Below are 17,588 nucleotides of genomic sequence, written 5' to 3'. Positions count from 1 at the left end.
CTCACAATGCCTGTACTCAGCTCAAAATCGCTTTCGACATACACGCCGCTCGCGCTTGTTTTGGCATCTTTAATGCACAGCCCGCTTGCAGCCCAAGAATTGTGGCCCAGCGATCCTATCGTCGGAAGCGCCACATATGTCTGCGACAATGACATGGATATTGATGTGCGCTTCGCGCTGGTCGATGGGCTAAGCGCTGCGGCGGTCAGTTTCCCTGATGGCCGGTCGGCTGAGGGCGTAGCGCGTCAATTATTGCCGCAAACGCAATCAGGCAGCGGGATGCGCTATGCCAGCGACATTGTGGAGCTGCATCTAAAGGGACCTGACATCCACTTTGAGGCGCAGGCGTCTTATTTGTCGGAAGCGGTGGGGCGCACACAGTGCCAGCGGCTCGGTCAGAACCTGTCTGGCCCGCTCACGCAACACGCGCAGAGCGGATCGTATAGCTACCTCGCTCCACGCCAAAGCAACGATCCCACGGTTCGCAAGACCCATCGTTGGGCAGAGAATGTCTGCTTTGCCAGCGATGGTTCGGGGGCGATTGTCTTGGCACCAATCGTACAGGGTCGAAACGCGCGCCTCGTTCAACTCGGGAGCGAGGCGCGGAGCATTGAGCAGGCTGTTGTCGGCCCAGTAGATGCTGGCGCCGGGCAGAGGCAATATGGCCTTTCCCACCCCGACACAGGCCAGGCGATTGGCGCGCTCCACTATTCCGCGCGCGGCACAGGTGATGCAAGCGACATAAACGCCGCAGCCCGATTTAGCAGCGTCACTCTAGATGGTGAGCGCACCCAATGTATGGGGCTCGAAAACGCGCTCTATGCCGCGCTAACGCATAGCGGATTTGTGCAAGTTTCCCTTATTGATGGGTCGTTGCAAGCCAGCCTGATCAGGCCATCCGGCGAAGAGGTCACCTTTCACGAAGGCTATCAGCACGGTGTTGGCACACAGGGGCAATATTGGTTTTTCGACGGTGAGAACCGGCTGAAGGTCGACGTCTCTACAGATGCCACCAAGCACACATCAATCGAATTGAACGATTGGTCCACGCGTCGGCTTACGCCTTTGGCGCACTTTGCGACCGCACCTATCGATCGCTCTGTCGAAGGCGTGCCTGCCCTTTCACAAGCAACTGCGGACCTGATTGAAGACCTGCTGCATTGCAATCACATTGCTGGCGAGGCCAGCGAAGACACCCGGCGTAATGCGCAATTGTCTGTGTTCTCAGCCGAAATCGGGTGCGACACCGTGCCAGCACGATATTCTCAGGTCCTGCGCGAAAGCGAAGGCTCCGCAAACCTCAACCGGTTCCTCGTCGCAAGATCACCCAGTTGGACGGCACCCTTCTGATTGAATGCGATCTCTCATTGCGAAAACTGGCTCCGGCGCGAAAAGGGCCCCATAAAGGGACCCTTTCCGTGTTGCAGGATCGATAAGATCAAAAGCCGATTATTATGCGTGCGACGCCAGTATGCGTTTTGCGGCGCAGAGCGGCGTTGGCGTCAGAACCGCAGTCTGACGCCAACTTTGCCACCGAAGCTCGTGTAGTCTTCGGAGATATCGCCTTCGACCTGGAAGAAGCCCGAAATTGGTCCCGTTCCATCAATCGCAATGCCAGCCTCGACATGGGCATAGGTGTCGATCGCTTCATTTGAAAATTCGGTGCGGTCGCTTCCGAAATTGAAGCGCGTCACCCCGTCTCCTTCAAACTCGCGCACCGCGCTTGCATCAAGGTAGTATCCGATTGCCGAACCGCCCGAACCAAGATCGTTTTGGCCGCCGATCCGGATGCCAGCAGAGCCGCGAAGACCATCAAAGCCATCGAAGTCGAACTGTGTCCCCGCAACGGCAACGCTGTCGAGATCGGTATCCTGGAATTCCAGACTAATGCGCGGCTCAATATACAAACCACTGCCCTGCGTCCGGTAACCAAGTTCGATCCGTCCACCAACGGCGCTGCCGCTAAGCTCGTCATTTAGCCCGCCAATCGTCACATCGCTGACATTGCCAGTAATATCGTCGTATTTGGCCAATGCTTCGGCAAACAAGCCATCTTTCGCAAATGACAGCGACAGACCAATGTTTAGAGCTTCATAGCGTGCTCTTAGCGCGCTTTGATCCAGCTTGAATTGCGAGCTTAGATAACCGCCGGTGACCCCGGCAGTGACCGTTTCACTCGCGCCGAATTCAATTCCGGTCTGGAAACCGAAGAAGTCCTGCGAATAGTCAAGCGTCGCGTCACCAACAGCGAAGCCTGTGCGATCGACAAAGGTCTCATCACGGTTGGCCTGAGCGCCGTAGAGGACGGCCCAAACCGGCGTTGTATTGTCATTGGCAAAGCGCGCGTTGGACCGGTGGTTAGACCACGCATCAGCGCTGCGATACCACAGCGACTGGGCGCTCTCTGCAAGCTTTCCGGCTTCGAACACGCGCGGCTCAAGAGACAATCCAAACAGGAAGTCATTGGTAGCTGCATCGAAATCGAGACGGAATGACAGGAACGGTGAGATCGCTTGTTGCCCTTCCGAGATCGAGAACGCATCCGCTGCGGTGCCCGCCCCTGCATTCACGATCACAACATCGTTTGCCAGCGTGGCCTGAGTGTTCAGGACATTGAGCTCCAATTGCGTTTGACCGGTGGCAGCACCACCAATTGTGATCGTGTCTGCCAAACCAGTGGCAAAATCGATGTCGAGAGCCACGATGCCGCCTGCACCTTCGAAGTCACCGGAGGTCGAGATTGCGCCACCTGCCGTGCCATTGACTAGAGTGATCAGACCGGAATTGGTCAGCTGCTCAAGCCGTTGAAAGTCGGCAACATCTGACACCGAAACCGTGCCGCTATTGGCAAGAGTGTCGAACCCTTCGCCAAAATCGCTGACACCCGCTGCCCGGAACACATCGTTATTGGCGAAACTGTCATCCGCTGCAGCGAAGCTGATCGCTTGCGCAACGACACCATCATTGACGAGGCTGATTGGGCCAGTGCTCTCGGTACTTGCGAAAATCGCGAAATCACCGCCTGTCAGCGTGCCACTATTGGTTATATCAACCGCGCCGCCAGCGTTTGAGACCGCGATCCCGTTCGCATCGCCAATGGTTGTTCCGCCTACATCAATGCTGATCGTGCCTGCATCATTTGTGTTGGCGGTGATGCCTGCAAGCGTACCGGCAATGCCTCCATTGCCTGCAATCGCAATGTTGCCGCCTTCAGCATTGGCAAGAATGCCACTGCCGCCCTCACCGATGACCATGTCGATAGCAGTGACCGAAATCGCGCCACCAGCGGACCCCAGGTCCAATCCTTCGCCCGTCAGACCCTGAACCAGATCGATATCGCGAATTGCAATGTCACCGCCAGTTGAGCGGACATAAATGCCGTCCGAGGCGCCTGAAACCGATCCAGAAGAACCCTGAACCGAGATCGCACCGCCCGTGGACCGAGCATCGATGCCGAAGCCATCAGTGCCTGCAACAATTGCGGTGGAAGACAAGGTGATCGAGGTCAGACCGCTTGTGACCTGGGTATCGATCCCGATTGAACCCATCACTTCATTGACGGTCAGGTTGAGATCCGCATCGCTTTGCTGGTCAGCAAAGATACCCGCGCTGTTGCCAATGATAGTGCCAGCGGAACTGTCGATGTCGACATTGCCTGCGTCACCATCGCTGATCGCTCTAATCCCGGCAGCGCCGCTGCCTTGAACATCGCCGGTTACGATTGCGAGCGCCGCGCTACCATTGTTGCGCGCATCAATACCGTCATCGCCGCCCATTACGGTCCCAGCGCTGGTGTCGATCAACATGGCACCTACAGAGGACGCAGCGTTGATGCCATCGCCAACTGCGCCCATCACGCCTGCGGCTGTCAGAGCGAAATCGCCTGAACCGTTGTGTTCAACGAACAGTCCGTTCGTGCCTCCGGCGATCGTACCTGTGGTACTGTCAATTGACAGAGATGCGCTGCTGGCATTGGTCGTAACCGAAAGGCCGTCCGCATCTACGCCCGCAACATCAGCTGTGGTGATCGAAGTGTCACCAGAGCCATTGTTGACCACTCTAATTCCGATATCCGAACCCACGACAGAGCCCGCTACGCTGTTGAGCGTCAGATCGGTGCCTTCGTTAAATGCACGGATGCCGCGATCCGTCATGCCTGTCACATCGCCAGTGGTGATGGACAGCGCGCCTGTGCCATTGTTGCGCGCCCGAACACCGTTTCCAGAGCCTGTTACTGTTCCAACGCTCGTATCAACGACCAAGTCTGTTCCGAAGGCTTCGGCATCGATGCCATCGCCTGCCAGACCCGTCACGTCAGCGGTCACGATCGCGGATGCACCTGACCCATTGTTGCGGGCGAATATACCGTTTGCGCCGCCGCTTACGGAACCTGCGGTCGTATCGATGGCAAGAGATGAAGTGTTGCCAGCGCTTGTGAACGCGATGCCATCGCCGCTGCCGCCTGTAACATCAGCCGTGATGATAGATGCATCACCATCGCTGCCTGCGTGGTTGACGCGAATGCCGCCCACACCGCCAGTTACGCTGCCAGCTGAGCTATCGATCGCAACACTTCCGCCGCTGGAATTGTCGACTTCGATACCGTTGCCAGCCGCGCCAGAGACGTTTGCACTCGTGACGCTGACGTCACCGCCGCTATCATCATTGCGCACCAGGATGCCGGTCGATCCTCCTGTCACTGTGCCTGCTACCGAATTGACGGTTACATCGCCACTCGCAAAGCCAAACGCGAAGATGCCGTAATTGTTGGTGCCAGTGACATCAGCTGTGGTCACAGTTAGCCCGCTGCCTATTGCGGCAAAGGCATAGATACCCGTCTCACCGCCTGTGACTGCGCCAGGGACGGTGTCGATGGTCACTGTGCGGTCGGTGGAGTTCAGATTGATCCCGGTATCGCCGGCATTCACATCGGCTGTCGCAATCGAAATCGGATTATCGGGGCCAAAGCCATTGTCGGCATCAACCACAATCCCATTTGCACCGCCGGTTACCGTGCCACCGGTTGTGTCTATCGAGAGCATCCCTGCATCACCCTCCAATTCGGCGCGGATTGCATCGCCCATGGTCGCGGCCACATCGCCTGTAGTGATAGCGGTTTCGCCTGTGCCATTATTGACGGCAACGATCCCGTCGGTGAGGCCGGATACGACCCCTGCTTGCGTATCGATTGCAATATCGCCGCCATTGGCCTGAGCAAGGACACCCTCACCGCCGGTGCCACTGACATCCGCGGTGGTCACGCTCACATTGCCATCACCATAATTGACAGCGCGGATACCGACCGCTGCGTTCACGGCGTAATTCGTTGTGTCGATGGTCACATCACCAACGCCATTGTCGGCTCCGGAGTTCACTCCGAATGTGTCGCCTGACACAGGGCCGGACGTGCCAATGGTGATCGTGCCGCCATTGTCGGCATAGGCTGCGATACCGATGCCGCCCGTGGCGGTGATGCCACCTTCAAAACCGACATTGTTGATTGTGATGTTGCCCGTATCGCTGATCGCGAGAATGCCGTTCCCGCCAAGGCCGGTGATTGTGCCAATATCGCTGACGAATATGTTCCCGCCATTGGAGGCAAGGTTTAGGCCATCACCTGCTTGCCCGGTCACGCTGTCGAGACCCGCGACAGTAATATCTGCCCCTTGCGTCGTAAGAGCTATACCGGTTGTCGCGCCGATTACATTGCTATCAACGCCCTCGCCACCCTGAACGAAGATGTCTGCATCGCCCTGCTCGGTTGAGGCAAGGATACCTTCGGCACCCTGTCCGATGACGTTGGCCACTGTAATGGTCAGGTCGTCCGAGCCGCCATGGTTCGCATAGATCCCGCGATTGGCGCCGGTCACCGTGCCCGCACTGGTGTCAATCTCCAGCGTGACGGTATCGGCACCGGTTACCATATTGACGCCATCTTCACCGGTACCGGTGACATTGGCAGTCCTTACAACAGTAGAGCCCGATCCGTTATTCACGCCCCGGACACCGTTCGCCGCGCCAGAAACTGAACCAGCCGTGCTATCGACGATCAGATCGGTCCCGTCGTTCGATGCGTAGATCGCGTCGATGCTGACGCTGGAGACATCGGCCGTGGTGATTGAAAGAATGCCGGTTCCAAAGTTCTGAGCCGCTATTCCGAACCCGCTGCCAATGCCCGGGGTTGGATCCGACGTTTCGCGCTCGCTCGAAACCGTTCCGGCCGATGAATCAATGGTTAGATCGGTGCCAAAGTTTCTAGCGTCGATGCCATCCTCACCGTAGCCCGACACGTCTGCCGTGACGATAGAGAGCACTTCGACCAGGCTATTGTCATCGAATAAATTTCCGTTGGCGGCATAGACGCCGCCACCTTGGCCCGAGACTGTCCCGAGCGAGCTGTCGATGAAAAGGTCGGTTCCATAGTTGAAAGCCTGAATGCCTTCGTCACCGTCGCCTGTCACATCTGCGGTAACAATCGTCAGAGACCCTGTCCCGCCGTTGTTAGCGTCGACGCCTTCGTTACCGCCAAAAACGCTTCCCGCAGTGGTATCGATCAGCAGGTCGGTACCTTCATTATCAACTGTGATACCGAAGTTTGCAACGCCTGCGACATCACCAGTGATGACTGTAAGAGCACCGGTTCCTCCATTATCTGCATCAATGCCATCGTCTCCGCCAGAGACTGACCCTGAAGTGGTATCGATCACAAGGTTGGCTGACGTAGTGTCGCTTCGCGCATTTACTCCGTCGCCTGTTTCACCGGTGACATCGCCGGTGGTGATGGTGGTGTCACCCGTACCATTATTATCAGCAAAGATGCCATTGCTTCCACCCGACACGGCGCCCGCACTCGTGTCGATAGTCAGAGCACCGGTTGAAGTGTTGTTGTTCACCGCTGAGATTCCGGCCCCGCTTGTGCCGGTCACATCGCCGGTCGTAATGACCAGATCGCCAAACGCGCGGTTGGTGGCCGCGATCCCGTCCGTCGCGCCAGTGACGACGCCGCCTGCGCTGTTGATCGTGATCTCGCCCGCGCCATAGCCTGCTTCGCCATATTCATCGGCAAAGATGCCTGCGCCGTTTTGGCCGGTAACGTCGCCGGTGACGATGGTCGTCGTCGCGTCGTATCCACGATTCAAGGTTGAGATACCGCGATTGCCGCCGATCACTGCGCCAGCGCTGCTGTCGATGGAGATGTCGCCCGCGCCATATTCGGTGTCAGCATTGATGCCATCACCGGTTACGCCGGTAACGTTGGCTGTGGTGATCGAGATACCATAGCCACCGCCTTCGCCATTATATTGCGATGCGCTGATGCCATCGTCACCGCCGACTACCGTTCCCGAGATAGTGTCAATAATCACATTGCCGTAGTCCGAGCGGGCCCGGATGCCGTCATCACTGCCGCCACTGACATCGCCGGTGGTGACGGAGAGGTCGCCAAATCCGTAATGGTATGCCTCCACCCCGTCATCGGCGCCCGTTACTGCGCCTGCGCTTGTGTCAATCGTCAGCGAACGGGAGTCAAAACCGGTATAGGCGTATACGCCGTCACTTGATCCACCGACGACATCGGCAGTCGTGATAGCGGTGCCTCCAGAGCCATTCTGGAAGACCTGCACGCCAAAGCTCCCGCCAGAAACCGCCCCGGCCGATGTGTCGATGCTGACATCGCCAGAAGCATAGTCGCTAAGGACATAAACGCCGTCACCAGTTACGCCGGTGACATTGGCAGTCGTGATCGAAACCGGACCAGTTCCCTCGCTTCGCGCATCAATGCCGTCGCTATCTGCTGTTACAGAGCCTGCACTGGTGTCTATGGTGAGCGCTCCCGTCCCGGCTTGGTTGCGCGCGACAATTCCATCGAGTCCAGCCCCGCTGACATCAGCGGTGGTAATTGTAAGGTCACCAGTGCCGCGGTTGTCTGCATTGATACCGATGAAACCCCCTGAAACGGTACCCGCGAGCGTGTTGACGGTCATATCAGCGCCATAAATGCCGCCTTCGCCATCATCATTGATAGAAATGCCGTTACCCGACGCGCCAGTGACATTGCCTGTGATCAATGTCGCATTACCGGTGCTGAAGTTGCTGAGCCTGATGCCACTATCAGAGCCAGAGACCGACCCTGCGCTGCTATCAATCGTGATATCGCCAGCATTGGAGCCAGTGCCAAAATTGATGCCATCGCCATCCTGACCGGTGACATCGCCTGTTACGATGTTCGTAATACCGGTTCCGATATTCGCTGCGTCAATGCCGTCCTCGCCACCGACAATAGCGCCTGCGGTGGTGTTGATGGCAAGATCACTGCCGCGACCGGTGACATCAATGCCGTCACCGTTAGTACCGGTCACAGCGGCCGTCGTAATGGACGTGCTCCCAGCGCTCTCATTACGGGCGAGAATGCCGTTCAGGCTTCCCGTAACAGCACCGGCCGCACTGTCGATTGTCAAACCACCGCTGCCGGTCAGATTACGGGCATCGATCCCGTTGTAAGACTGGCCTGTCACATTTGCCGTGATAACCGTGACCGAACCAGAAATACCATTGCCGGTCGCCAGAATTCCAAACTCTTGGCCAATCACATCGCCAGCGCTGCTATCCACTGCAACGTTCTGCCCGGACTGGGCCAAGGCATTGATGCCCGCCCTGTCGGTGCTCGTCACGTCAGCGGTGGTAATGCTGAGATCGCCAAGTCCGTTTTGAAAGCCAGAAACTCCGTAGCCGAGCCCTTCGACCAGGCCCGCGGAGGTGTCGATTGTTAGGTTCTGGGAGTTTGCCCCACCTGAAACGCTGACACCATTGCCTCCGGTTCCAATCACATCGCCAGTTACGACGGTTGCGTTTCCGGTGCCATTGTTGCGCACGTCGATACCATCGATGAAGCCGGTGACGAGGCCGCCGCTGCTATCAATTGCAACGTCCCCTGTGGTTGCGACCGTCGACACGTCAATGCCATTACCTGCCGCGCCCGTTACATCGCCAGTGGTGACCGAAATGGTACCGCCACCACCATCCTGCGCGACGGCCACTCCGTTCAATCCGCCGGAGATGCTGCCTGAAGTGGTGTTAACTTCTATGTCTCCAGCACTGGAGTAGGCTCGGACACCGTCGCTATCGGTTGAGGAGACATCACCTGTCGTGATCGACAAAAGATCACTGTTATTCTGGATCGCATTGATCCCTACGCCGACACCGAAGACAGCACCCGCGCTGGTATCAATCGTCAGGCTCCCTTCGAGGCCATTGTTCTGGGCCTGAATACCGTTCTGCAATTGGCCGGATACATCAGCAGTTGTGATGCTGACATCACCATTGCCATTGTTGAGCGAATAAATGCCGTTCTCGCGGCCGATCACTGCTCCGTCAGTGCTGTCGATAATAATGCCGTCATCGCCATTCTGGGTCACTGTTATACCAGCATCCAGATCACTGCTGACATTGGCCGTCGTGATGGAAATCGCGCCAGACCCTGCACCACCAACAACTGAAATGCCGGCCCCGCCGACACCCGCGACATCACCCGCGATAATCGTAGTATTCCCGGTTCCAAGCTGGCTCACGCGGATGCCGACACCAACACTCGAGACTTCGCCCGCTGACGTGTCTACTGTCAGATCGCCATCCGTGTTTGCGAGGCTCGCATAAACCCCGTCAAACGCGCCAGCGGAAACGTTAGCTGTGGTGACGGAGATGCCGCCGCCGCCATCAACCCTGGCAAAAATGCCGCCATCCGCACCCGATACATCGCCGGCAACGCTGTTGATGTCGATGCTGCCTGCGGTGCTATCGGCGAATATCCCATAGCCGCCACCTGTCGCGGCGCCGGCCTCGCGGCCCCTTACCGTCGCTGTTGTGATCGTCAGGTCGCCTGACCCGGAATGGCGGGCAAAGATGCCGCTGTTTTCCTGTGAGGTGACAATGCCAGCGGAAGTGTCGATCGATACCCCCCCAGCTGTTGCTGCGGTCTCAACTTCGATACCGTAACCGCTCCCACCATCGACACTAGCGGTGGTGATAGTCGTATCGCCGGAGCCGAAATTGCGCACGCTGATGCCATCTTCGAGGCCGGTGGCCACGCCAGCGCTGCTGTCGACGAACACATTGCCAGTGCCAACAGTGAGGTTATCGGCACGAATGCCGGCTCCGTTGCTGCCCGTGACATCACCCGTTGTGATTGAAAGATCGCCGGTCCCTAAATTGCGCGCGTTGATGCCGTCGCTTCCACCGGTCACCGTCCCTTCGATGGAATTGATCGTAATGTCCGAACCGAAGCTCCCCTCACCATCATCACTAACGTTGATACCGGCGCCCGTTACACCGGTGACGTTTGCCGTGGTGACCGTGATGCCTGCACCGTCCGAGGCGCTGCGAACGCCAATACCGTTGGAAGAACCACTGACCGAACCCGCAGTGGTATCGATCGCGATGCCGCCTGCGGTGGATTCGGTGCGAACGTCGATCCCATCACCGGTCTGCCCGATGACGTCTCCTGTGGTGATAATCGTATCGCCGGTGCCTTCGTTACGCGCAGAAACGCCATCTGTGCCGCCAGTAACTGAGCCTGCGGCGGTGTTGATGATCAAGTCGGCCGCATAGTGGCGCACGCCGATGCCTGGATCGGTCCCGCCAGTGACATTGGCCGTAGTGATTGAGGTAATGCCCGATCCACGGTTGTCGATTTCGAAGCCGAATTCATCGCCTGTAACATCGCCCGCGGTGCTATCGATGATGAAGTCTGTTCCGAAATTATCTCCTGCGATACCTGCGCTATAGCCTGTAACATCTGCAGTGGTGATGGAGACCGCGCCTGTACCATCGTTGCGCACAAATATCCCTTGGGAATCGCCGTTGACTGTTCCGGCGGTGGTGTCGATTGCGATGTCCCCAGCATCCGGCCCAGTAGCGTTCACCGAAATACCGTCATCGCCGCCCGCCACATCAGCGGTTGTGATTGAAAGCAGGTCATGACCAAGGCTGCGAACGTCAATGCCGGTGATGGAACCCGTTACTGTCCCGCTCGTGGTGTCGATGGCGACGGTCTGCGCCTCCCTCAAGTCGTGATCGAGGTTGATCCCAGTTCCACCTTCGCCCGAGCCGCTGGCCGTCGACGTAACATCTCCAGTGGTAATCGATACGTTGTCCGCCGTGATATTCTCGATATCGAGACCGTCACCACCCGTGGCGCTCACCGCGCCAGCAGTGGTGTCGATAGACAGCGCACCTCGACCGCCTTCACCGTTGTAGACGTCTATGCCAGCGCCGAAATTGCCGACGACATCTGCTGTGACGATAGTTGTATCGCCTCCACCGAACTGGCCCACGCGAATGCCGTTGGTATCGCCGGATACAGTGCCAGCAGTGGTGTCGATTTCGAGGCCGGTTGTGGAACCACCGCTGTAGACATCGATACCGTTGCCACCCTCACCCGAACCGTCGCCAGAGGTAACATCTGCAGTTGTGATCCGGGTTATTCCAGTGCCATCGTTTCTGACGCTTATGGCGTCGTCATATGAGAACTCACTGGAGGTAACTGTTCCGGCAGAGGTATCGATAATCAGGTCGGTAGCGGCGGTCTCGTTTGTGGCGGAGATCCCAAAGCCTTGTTCGCCCTCCACATTGCCTGTCGTAATTGTGGTGGCGCCGGTTCCGTAATTGATTGTGCGAATGCCTGTTTCGTCGGACAAAACAGCCCCGCCGGTCGTGTCGACGTCAAGGTCCGTTCCATAGTTACGTGCGTAAACGCCATTGCCGTTTTCACCAGCAGTCACATCGCCAGTCGTGATCGACAGCGCACCCGTGCCATAGTTCTGCGCATCAATCCCGTCATAAGCGCCATAAACGTCACCAGCGATTGTGTTGACGGTGAGGTTAGCGCCATCATTGAACGCGGCTATCCCGTCAGTGAATTGCCCCACAACATCCGCGGTCGTCACGCTGAGGCTGCCTTCGCCGTAGTTCCTCGCATAGATCCCGCTAGAAGCGCCAGTGACAGTTCCGGCAGTGGTATCGAGCTCAACGCTGGCGCCGGTGCCACCTGCGCCGCCGTTGCTCGCATAAATCCCGTCACTGCTCTGGCCGGTTACGTCACCGCCAATGGTGATGGCGATGCTACCATAAGCGCCGTAGACGTCGATGCCAAACCCATTGCCGGTGATCGTGCTCGATCCGCTTTGTTGCGAGATGGATACATTGCCAGCGTTTTGTATGTTGATACCGTCGGCACCGGGAACACCGGTTGTGTCAACCTCGAAACCGTCTTCGATCGTAACAGTTACATCCTCACCAGATGTCGGCGGTGAAAAATCCTGCTCGATCGTTGCCGGATCTCCGTTGTCCTCACACACGAACTGGTCAGGGCTAACTTCAATGCACTGATCGAGCGATTGCGCATGGGCTGGCGCGAAAGCTGGCGTCATCGAAGCAAGCAGCGCTATGGGCGCCACCGACCAACGCAACAGACGACGAGACATACCGAGGGTCAAGGAGGCAGTATCGCCGTCTGCTGCGAGGCCACGCCCTGCACCGTAGGTGACCAGGCCAAGTTCGGGAGAATAGCTTGCAGCCACCCCCTTGAACTTAGTCACACGGCCACCGCGAAGCATGGCGGAACTGCTCATGCGCAAGAAGTTTTCAGCCCCACGCACAACCGTGCTCAGCTGAATGGATTTACTTTGCGCCTGTTTGTTATCTGCCATGATTGCCCTCAATTATCTCTTTGCTTTGCGTGCATTTTTTGGAGTTAGGAGTGCCCCGGCGCCGGGTCGGGAAAGGCGCCAGGGCAATGGCTGCAACACAGCCATGAAGAGTTGGGTGAAACTATCCGCCTTGCAGGGGATCAAAGGTGACGAGCGTTGCGGCATCGACTGATGTCGGCGAAACCGTCATCGGACAGCGATATCCTTTGACCAGCTCGACATCGTACAGCTCGCCAATCTTGCCATCGATGCGAAACCAATCGACGCAGGCGCCGGTTTCGGTGTCTATCACCTGCACGCCGCACCACGGTTCGCTGTCTGTGTCTTTCAATCGCTGATCGAGAGCGAGCCCTTCGAACCTTTTGTATCGCGGTTTTGAGAGACCGACGAAGGCATACTTCCCGCAGAAAGCCAGCCCCCGAAGAAAGCCGGGACAAAACGCCACTGGCTTGAACTTGCCCATTTTTGCTTTGCCTTTGGGGAGTTCTACGAACCCGAAATCGCCTGTGCCGGCATCCAAAACCCATAGCTTGCCATCATGCCAGCGCGGGGAATGCGGCATGGAAAGCCCTTCGCAGATGACTTCGTTTTTCTCGACATCAATCACGACACCGCCATCCGCGCGGCGATCGCGCCAGCCATCAATCGTGTCCGACCGCGAAACAGCGGTGACATAGGCAGCCTTGCCATCGCGCATCGCCAGACCGTTCAGATGGCAGCGATCCTCATCGACAATTTCACTGATGAAAGATGGCTTCCAAACCGGCGTGAAAGAATGGCGGGCAGACGGCTTTGCCAGGCAATTGTACCGGGTATTGACGAACACAATCTCGCCATTCGCATCGACACCCACATCATGCGCATCGAGCTGTCCCGTGACATGATTGACCCGCGGCATAAAACACGCGTCATAGGTTTGGTTGATCCGCTGATCCGGCTCCAAAATATTGGCAAACCGCATAATCTGCGCACCGGTTGAAAGAACCAGACCGCCTTCGCCATCATCGGTCAGGCCCATCGGCTTGGGCATGCCTGATTGGTGCAGTTGCGCCGCGCCCTGCATGTTGCTTCCCAACATGTAGAGAAGGCCGGATTGGTAGGATGTGAAAGCCAGCGATACGTTCAATCCGGCCAACCGGCGAAGAAGACCGCCAGAAAGGGAATATTCCGCCGCGCTTCCACTCGGCGACGCCTGACTGGGAGCGACGTTTTGACGCGCCTCGGCAGCTCCTTTGGCTTGGGCTGTCTTGGATTTCGATGTTTGACGACCGCTATTCGCAGCGTTCTTTTTGGCAGGCGCCGTTGCAGTTTTTTGTGCAGTGTTCATAGTTTGACCCTCTATGACGAGGGCGCACCAGCTGCCCCCTCTTAGCGGGTCACCAATTGTCACACTGGCATGGTAATGAACGTGGTAGAGAGCGTTAGAAAAGCGTTGTATTTCACAAAAAGTTCGTTGGAATTGGGCGATTTCAAGAGGGTTTCAGAAAATCCTGCACCAATTCGACAAACCGTGTGGAGGCCTTTTCGCGGCCGAGAAGCAGGTGATTCTGGCTGTCGAGGCTGGCCAATTGCGCACCCGGAATACGCGATGCCAGCGCGCGTCCGGTCGCAAATGGAATGCGCATATCTGCGCGACTATGGACGACCAGGGTTGGACATTGGATCTTTGGCAGATCGTCCCGCACATTGATGGTTGAAAACGCCTCCAAAAAACGCACTGCATTTTGCGAACTGGTTGTCAGACGCTGAAACTCGTCAAACCAATCCAGCTCTTCGGCATCCGCATCAGGCATGAAAGTACGTGAAAAAACGTGACGATAGGCAGGATTGTCCATGCCCCATCCTGTTTCAGTAAGCACCATGACCGCCTCGCGCTCGCGCACTTGTTCTGGTGTGGCGTCAAATCGCCAACCTTGATCATAAGCGCCGAACAGGATCAGTTTTGAAACACGCTCAGGATAGAGCGCGGCGTATCGGATAGACACGGCCGCTCCTTGACTGATACCGAGCAGCGGAAACCGTTCAAGCCCGGCTGCATCTACAACCTGCTCAAGGTCTTCGACAAATTTGTCGAAGCTGATCTCATCAGCGTCCCAATCGGATAGGCCACAACCGCGCTCATCATACCGCACAAAGTGATGCGATTGAGACAATTTTTTGAAGAGCGGGCTCCAAATTGGAGCATCCCAATCAAGCTCTAGGTGGTTGAGCCAATTCGCCGCCTTCACCAGAGGCGGGTTGTTCGTGTCCCCGATGCTCGCCCACGCGATGCTGACGCCATCTTGCCCTTCAACAAACCGGATCTGTTGTTCGACCGGAACCAGCTTGTCTCTGGAGCTTGCTTTGGAATCGCTCGACTGATCAATTGTAAAATCAGGCGGTTCAATGCCCGCTTCGCGGAATGATTTTTCAAGATAGCTCGACAAGCCCTTCGCAGCAGATCGCCCTGCGGCAAAGTACTTGCATTCAAATGCCGTAAAGGCCGCGCCGCGCGAATAGGGAGTGACCTTAATCCAGCGCTCAGCCCATTTGTCACGGGTTTGCCATGGCAAACTGGCATCGCGCGCAAACCGTTTTGCAACGCTGCCGCGCACTCTGATGTAGTCTTGACGATACCCTTCCACCCAAGTCGAGTACGTGGTCAGGTTCGGTAGCTCGCACCCTTCTAGAGGGAGACCTGTGGTTGCCTTCCAGATTTCGTCGGCCTGCTTTTCATCTTGACCGGATTGATTAGCAAGTTCGTTGAGCTGATCCTTATCCAACCGCGCCAAGCTTGTGTCGAACCAAACACTCTCTCGGTCTGCGTTGAGGTAGTCCCGCCCCTCAACATTTAACAACCCGCGGAGTTTCGAAAGCGACCAACGCAGCCCGGCCAACGGGTCCTCTGTGTTCTCCCAAAACAGCTCACACAGCGATTGTCGTGTGTGTTTCCTGCCCGAAAGCGCGAGATAGGCAAGCAGCGCACGGGTCTTGCGCGAAGATGGCAGCGACAGTTCATCCTCGCCCCGTCGCAATTGCAATGCACCGATGGTCTGGATTTCAAGCAAAGGGATATTCATGGCTGCGCCCACATCCGCAAGAGATTGGCGATGGTTTGGTCAAGCGCGAGCAGTTCTTCTGAATGCGCGGGTAGTTTGTCGCGCAATGATTGGCGCAGCCGCTCAATATCATAGAGCATCTGCCTTTGAGTGGGGTCGGCGATCATGCTTTCAAGCCAACCGACGCAAACGATCCGCTCGCCAGCGGTGACCGGCTTCACTTCATGAATGCTTGTCGAGGGATAGAGCACGAGATTACCAGCGGGCGCCTTGATCGTCTGAGTAAGACCATCGGCATAAACGACCAACTCGCCCCCCTCGTAACTGTCTGGCGAGTTGAGAAACAGCGTGAAGGAAAGGTCGCTGCGCATCCGACCGTCACCTTGGCCCATGATCGCATTGTCAACATGGCGGCCATAAAACCCGCCACCGCTCGTCTTGCTCACCATGATATGCGAAAAACGCCTTGGGCGTGCCGCAGCGCGCAGAGTGGGGTTGTCTACTATATGCGGCAAGACAAGCTGACGCAGCGCCTGCCCAGCAGGGTCATCCATGACCGCTTGCTCGTTGCGCTTCACAGCTTTCGCTACTTTTCCGGCGGTCTTGCGACCATCCGCCCAAGTGAGCTGCCCAACCTGGCGTTGGATCTCAGCTAACTGCTCGGGATCAGCAATCGCAGCAATTGAAAGGATCAAGGTCTTGGCTCCATTGGTCCAGAGGGCCGGTAAGGCGATGCAGATTTGTTTGATGGTAGAATCAGATGACGATCCCGTTACCTCAATTCCTAACGCGCACCAAAATGCTGCGCAATCAGGCTTGCCGTAGCAATACCCTCAAGGACAAGCGTTGCTTGCGCCTTGCATAGGGTCGCATTGGGCAATTACGTCTTTGATATACGTGTTTTCACCTTGCTTTTGCATGGCGGTATCGGATGCTGGACTGTAAATTGGAGCGAGGAGAATTCCCCAATCGAAGCAGCGCTTTACGGTTGGGCACGTTCCTTCGCTATTGTGTGCTCCATGGCTCGTGATGCGCCCTTACCTGACAATTCGGAGCTCTGAGGCTGGGATCATCAAGTCACCCTTCGGATCACGGTACATTTTTCGTCATTCAGCCTTTCGCTCAATGTTCAAGAGCGCAGGCGAACATCCCGTAAGACCCCGCAGATCGTTGATCATGTGTGCCTGGTCAAAAAACCCGTACTGATACGACAAAGCAGCCCAGTCCGGTGTTTTGGTTCGATCCGCCTCAGCGATGACAGCGTTCGCCCGAACGATGCGGCTGTATGCTTTCGCTGACACACCCACCCGTTTCTTGAAGCCTGTTCGAAACTGGCGCTCGCTCAGGCCAATCCGCTCACGGATCGCACGCAAAGATGCCGTCCCTCGCATCCGACGGATCATAGCTACTGCAAGGTCGATGTTGCCGTTGGCTACCTTGGTGGTCATGTCCAGAACGGGCCGAGCCATTGCCTCCGCGATCACGTCAACCTGCGCACCTCGGTTGGCCAAGCGGAGCGGGTTGTCGAAGTCGTCATCTTGCCACTCAACGATCTGGCCTGCGCAGTCTTCGTTTGAAATGCCCAGTGCATTTTGAGCCAGCTCAGGGGCAATGGCTATACCGATGAGTTCGGTAGGTCTTTGCGGTGCATAGAAATATGGATTTGGCTGCGGCCCATGAAGCCGAAGCTTCACATCTGCAATTTCGGCGCTCTCAGTCCATTCGCGCCAGATGACAAGCGAGATATACCAAAACGGCACCATACGATGAGGGGCCGCGGTGGCACTTCGAACACCGTGACACCAAAGCCGAACTTGGTGCCCAGCTTGAAGCAGGGGCAAGAGGCGAA

At 56.9% G+C, this 17,588-nt stretch carries 6 protein-coding genes; 1 reads left to right on the top strand and 5 read right to left on the bottom strand.

Features of this window, described 5'->3' with window-relative positions; translation table 11 throughout:
- The first annotated feature begins 6 nt into the window (after nt 1–6).
- A complete protein-coding gene (locus AC0V6N_RS01350; RefSeq protein WP_486169797.1) occupies nt 7–1,350 on the top strand; it encodes a hypothetical protein in 1,344 nt (447 codons plus the stop codon).
- A 152-nt stretch (nt 1,351–1,502) separates the two neighbouring features.
- Here AC0V6N_RS01350 and AC0V6N_RS01345 read toward each other — a convergent pair whose 3' ends face one another.
- From AC0V6N_RS01345 to AC0V6N_RS01325, 5 genes are all read right to left on the bottom strand, one after another.
- Nucleotides 1,503–12,701, bottom strand: a complete 11,199-nt coding sequence (locus AC0V6N_RS01345) for a hypothetical protein (protein ID WP_486169796.1) — start codon at nt 12,699–12,701, stop codon at nt 1,503–1,505.
- Nucleotides 12,702–12,822: 121 nt separating this feature from the next.
- Nucleotides 12,823–14,028, bottom strand: a complete 1,206-nt coding sequence (locus AC0V6N_RS01340) for a TIGR03032 family protein (RefSeq protein WP_486169795.1) — start codon at nt 14,026–14,028, stop codon at nt 12,823–12,825.
- A gap of 142 nt (nt 14,029–14,170) precedes the next feature.
- Entirely contained in the window at nt 14,171–15,760 is a 1,590-nt protein-coding gene (locus AC0V6N_RS01335; protein WP_486169794.1) for a bifunctional AfsR/SARP family transcriptional regulator/alpha/beta hydrolase, read from the bottom strand.
- The gene (locus tag AC0V6N_RS01330) at nt 15,757–16,434 is read right to left on the bottom strand and encodes a Fe2+-dependent dioxygenase (protein WP_486169793.1); all 678 of its coding nucleotides are present in this window, start codon (nt 16,432–16,434) and stop codon (nt 15,757–15,759) included. Before AC0V6N_RS01330 ends, AC0V6N_RS01335 begins: the two co-directional genes overlap by 4 nt.
- A 411-nt stretch (nt 16,435–16,845) precedes the next feature.
- Nucleotides 16,846–17,502: a helix-turn-helix domain-containing protein gene (locus AC0V6N_RS01325; protein ID WP_486169792.1), complete on the bottom strand. Its 657-nt coding sequence runs from the start codon at nt 17,500–17,502 to the stop codon at nt 16,846–16,848.
- Nucleotides 17,503–17,588: the final 86 nt, after the last annotated feature.

Source organism: Erythrobacter sp. S57(2025) (assembly GCF_057365055.1).
The sequence above is the reverse complement of the archived record's forward strand: the minus strand, read 5'-3'. Positions and strand labels throughout refer to the sequence as shown.